The 4,105-nt window shown below is 41.4% G+C and carries 3 protein-coding genes and 1 pseudogene; 2 read left to right on the plus strand and 2 right to left on the minus strand.

Annotated features, from left to right (window positions below; translation table 11 throughout):
- A pseudogene (pepN, locus tag C3Z13_RS08675) lies at positions 1-1,803 on the minus strand (aminopeptidase N); the annotation flags it as partial.
- 275 nt (positions 1,804-2,078) lie between these two features.
- Between pepN and purE the strand changes: the two are divergent.
- Both purE and prmB read left to right on the plus strand, forming a co-directional pair.
- Positions 2,079-2,588: a 5-(carboxyamino)imidazole ribonucleotide mutase gene (purE, locus tag C3Z13_RS08680; RefSeq protein ID WP_103855652.1), complete on the plus strand. Its 510-nt coding sequence runs from the start codon at positions 2,079-2,081 to the stop codon at positions 2,586-2,588.
- Between the two features lie 180 nt (positions 2,589-2,768).
- Positions 2,769-3,707: a 50S ribosomal protein L3 N(5)-glutamine methyltransferase gene (gene prmB / locus C3Z13_RS08685; protein ID WP_103855653.1), complete on the plus strand. Its 939-nt coding sequence runs from the start codon at positions 2,769-2,771 to the stop codon at positions 3,705-3,707.
- A gap of 63 nt (positions 3,708-3,770) precedes the next feature.
- Here prmB and C3Z13_RS08690 read toward each other — a convergent pair.
- Positions 3,771-4,105, minus strand: a 335-nt coding sequence (locus C3Z13_RS08690; protein WP_281258786.1) for a peptide chain release factor-like protein, incomplete at its 5' end; no start/stop codon positions are given.

Here is a 4,105-nt window from a genome sequence, read left to right on the forward strand (position 1 = left end):
AAGTGCGGTCAAAATTTCTTGAGAAAATTCAAGAGGTTGTCCTTGTTGATAGCGAGATAAGTTACGACGTAACTCATTATTAAATAACATCTGTGCGGCATCCCAACGCACAAAATCATTTTTCGCAAATTTCAGTAAGGTGATAAGCTGCTTGGTACTGTAATCATAATCTAATCGCACTGGCGCAGAAAAATCACACAACAAGGCAGGCACAGGACGTGAATAAATATTATGAAATTCAAAGGTTTGTGTTTGTTCAGTTACATCTAGTACATCACTGACTAATTCGCCATGATATTGCAAAGATTGCATAATGCCTTGCTCATCATAAAGGGCGATTTTTAATGGAATGTGTAAATTTACCTTGTCCATTTGATCAGCGGTTGCTGGCGTATGCTGTGAAACTTGCAGGCGATAAGTATGAGAGCGCTCATCATAGCTATCGCTAATGGTGAGTTCTGGTGTGCCAGATTGGCTATACCAACGGCGGAACTGGCTAAGATCCACGCCATTGGCTTTTCCATTGCCTGCACAAATCTTCACAAGTGGCTGCTTTACCGTCGTTTTGTGCAATATACTCGCGCATTCCCGCTTGGAAGCCTTTTTCACCAAGTAAGGTATGCAACATTCGAATCACCTCTGCCCCTTTTTCATACACGGTTACAGTGTAGAAATTATTCATTTCAATCACTTTTTCAGGGCGGATTGGGTGCGACATTGGGCTGGCATCTTCGGCAAATTGCACAGTACGCAAAAATTTCACATTATTAATGCGATTTACCGCACGCGAGCCCGTATCAGAAGAAAATTCTTGATCACGGAACACGGTTAGCCCTTCTTTCAAACTTAACTGAAACCAATCGCGACAAGTAACACGATTACCTGTCCAGTTATGGAAATATTCGTGTGCGATCACGCTTTCAATGGCTAAATAATCTTCATCTGTAGCGGTTTGTGGGTTGGCCAACACGAATTTATCGTTGAAAATATTCAAACCTTTGTTTTCCATTGCGCCCATATTGAAGAAATCCACCGCGACGATCATATAAATATCTAAATCATATTCTAGCCCGAAGCGTTCTTCGTCCCATTTCATTGATTTTTTCAGGCTTTGCATTGCCCAATCAGCACGATTTAAGTTGCCACGATCCACATAAAGCTCAAGTTTTACTTCACGGCCGCTTTGGGTGATAAAATTGTCTTCTAAAACATCAAAATCCCCTGCGACTAAGGCAAACAAATAGCTTGGTTTTGGAAATGGATCTTGCCATTCTACCCAGTGAAAACCATTGTCTAGTTCTCCGCTAGCAATACGGTTGCCGTTAGATAATAAATAAGGGTATTTAGCTTTTTCTGCGGTGATTTTGGTGGTGTAACGGGCTAGCACATCGGGGCGATCAAGCATATAGGTAATTTGACGGAATCCTTCTGCTTCACATTGTGTACAAAGGGCATCACCTGATTGATATAAGCCTTGCAATGAGGTATTTTCGGCTGGTTTCAAATAGGTAACAATTTCTAACTCAAATTGCGCCGCACTTTCTTTCAAACTGCTTAAATCTAATGTTAGACTTTCGCTATCTTGTTGATAATGTTTGAAATCTTCCCCATTTAAACGAATCGCCGCAAATTGAAAACTATGGCCGTCTAAACGCAAACTGGTTGCTTCTGGGTTTAAACGTTGATACTGGCTTTTAGCGGTTACCACGGTTTTTCTGGATCTAATTGAAAATCCAAGAAAATATCCGTTACGGTAAAATCTGGCGAGCGATAATCTTTTCTATATTTAGCTTTTGTCTGCATATATGACACCTAGTATGCTTGTTGTTTTAAGAAGGTTATCCAATATGAAATCTTTTAAGATTAAGGTAGAAAAATTGTTGTTAGGATAAGATTTTTAGCCCAAAGTTGCAAGAAAAACAAACTGTTCTACGAGCACTTAATTCTCTTATTTCACTCATTTTTCACCAATCAATCATCTTGCAACCACCTTAGGCAATCGTTTGCTTACAAGGCGTAAGGTATGCTATTCTAGTGCGGTTGTTTTTTGTTAATTTTTGTTGTGAATAGGAAAAACTATGCCAGACCAAAAACCAAGCCAAAATGCTGAAATTGCCATTGTAATGGGGTCAAAAAGTGATTGGACGACAATGCAGGAAGCTGCGCAAATTCTCACGGTTCTCAATGTTCCCCATCATATTGAGATTGTTTCTGCTCACCGCACACCAGATAAATTATTCCAATTTGCTGAAGATGCCGAAAAAAATGGCTATAAAGTGATTATTGCAGGCGCAGGTGGCGCAGCGCATTTACCAGGAATGATCGCCGCGAAAACCCTTGTTCCCGTGCTGGGGGTGCCAGTAAAAAGTTCAACCCTAAGTGGCGTGGATAGCCTTTATTCTATCGTGCAAATGCCAAAAGGCATTCCCGTTGGCACTTTAGCTATTGGCGCGGCAGGCGCGGCAAATGCGGGATTATTAGCCGCACAAATCTTAGCTCGTTTCAATCCTGAGCTTGCAGCACGTTTACAGCAATTCCGCCAAAATCAAACCCAAACTGTGTTAGATAATCCTGATCCGCGTGATTAATACGCGCCAAAGTGCGGTCAAAATTTTATGAGTTTTTTGAAAAATCAAAAATTACACCGCACTTTATTGTTGCAATTCAGTCTATTTTATTTGTTCTTTCGTTATCAGCTGACTTACCTAACTGATTGATGTATCATCTGGCAATCATCAATTTACTCTTTTCTGATTGGGAAATAATTAATGACCACATTTAACCAAGAACTCATTCAACAAATTCTCGCGGACAACGTTCCAGATTCGCTTCACACCCTAAAAGATTTTTTGCGTTGGACATACAGCACTTTTAATCGCTCTGATTTATATTATGGACACGGTTATGACAACGCTTGGGACGAAGCGCAACAGCTTGTATTAACCGCATTACAACTTCCCCCTGATTTGCCCAGTGAGCTTTATGATAGCCGTTTAACGCAAAGTGAAAAAGCAAGTTTGTTGGAACTCATTTTAGCACGCATTGAACAACGCATTCCTGTGGCATATTTAACCAATCGTGCGTGGTTTTGTGGATTAGAATTTTATGTCGATGAGCGAGTGATCGTGCCTCGCTCCCCCATTGGTGCCTTAATTGAAGACCGCTTTGCGGGACTGCTCACCAAAGCACCACAACGAATTTTAGATATGTGTACAGGAAGTGGCTGTATTGCGATTGCCTGTGCGGCCCAATTCCCAAATGCCGAGGTTGATGCCATTGATCTCTCTACCGATGCTTTAGATGTGGCAGAAATCAATATTATGCACCACAACCTAAGTGATCGTGTATTCCCAATTCAATCGGATCTATTTAACAATCTTCCCCAAGATAAATACGATCTTATCGTGACCAATCCTCCTTATGTGGATAAAGAAGACCTTGACGATATGCCAGAAGAATACCACCACGAGCCAGAAATGGCATTAGGTTCTGGCGTTGATGGACTAGAAATAACCAAACGAATCTTAAAAGCTGCACCGGATTATTTAGCCGATGATGGGGTATTAGTTTGCGAAGTAGGGAACAGTATGCTCCACCTAATAGAACAATTCCCTAATGCCCCATTCCAGTGGCTAGAACTGAAAAATGGGGGATTAGGTGTTTTTGCATTAACCAAAAAACAACTAGTTGAATTAAATCGTTCTTGATTATCCCCAAAATAAGTGCGGTGGAAAAAATGGAAATTTTTCCACCGTTTCTTTGAATTAAAACTATCCTTGATCCGACAACGCTGCAAGCTGATCAGCTTGGTATTCGGTGATGATTGGTTGGATTAGTTCGTCCATTTTGCCGTTCATCACTTCATCTAAGCGATAGATCGTTAGGTTGATGCGGTGATCGGTAACACGGCCTTGTGGGTAGTTATAGGTACGGATTTTATCCGAACGATCGCCTGAGCCTAGCAAATTGCGGCGTGTGTCTGCTTGCTCCGCTGCTTGGCGTTCTTGCTCTGCTTGCACAATGCGAGAAGCTAGCACTGACATTGCTTTGGCTTTGTTTTTATGTTGTGAACGCTCTTCTTGACATTCCACCACAATGCCTGTTG

The sequence above is a fragment of the Avibacterium endocarditidis genome (assembly GCF_002921145.1).
GTDB classification, from domain to species: Bacteria; Pseudomonadota; Gammaproteobacteria; order Enterobacterales; family Pasteurellaceae; genus Avibacterium; species Avibacterium endocarditidis.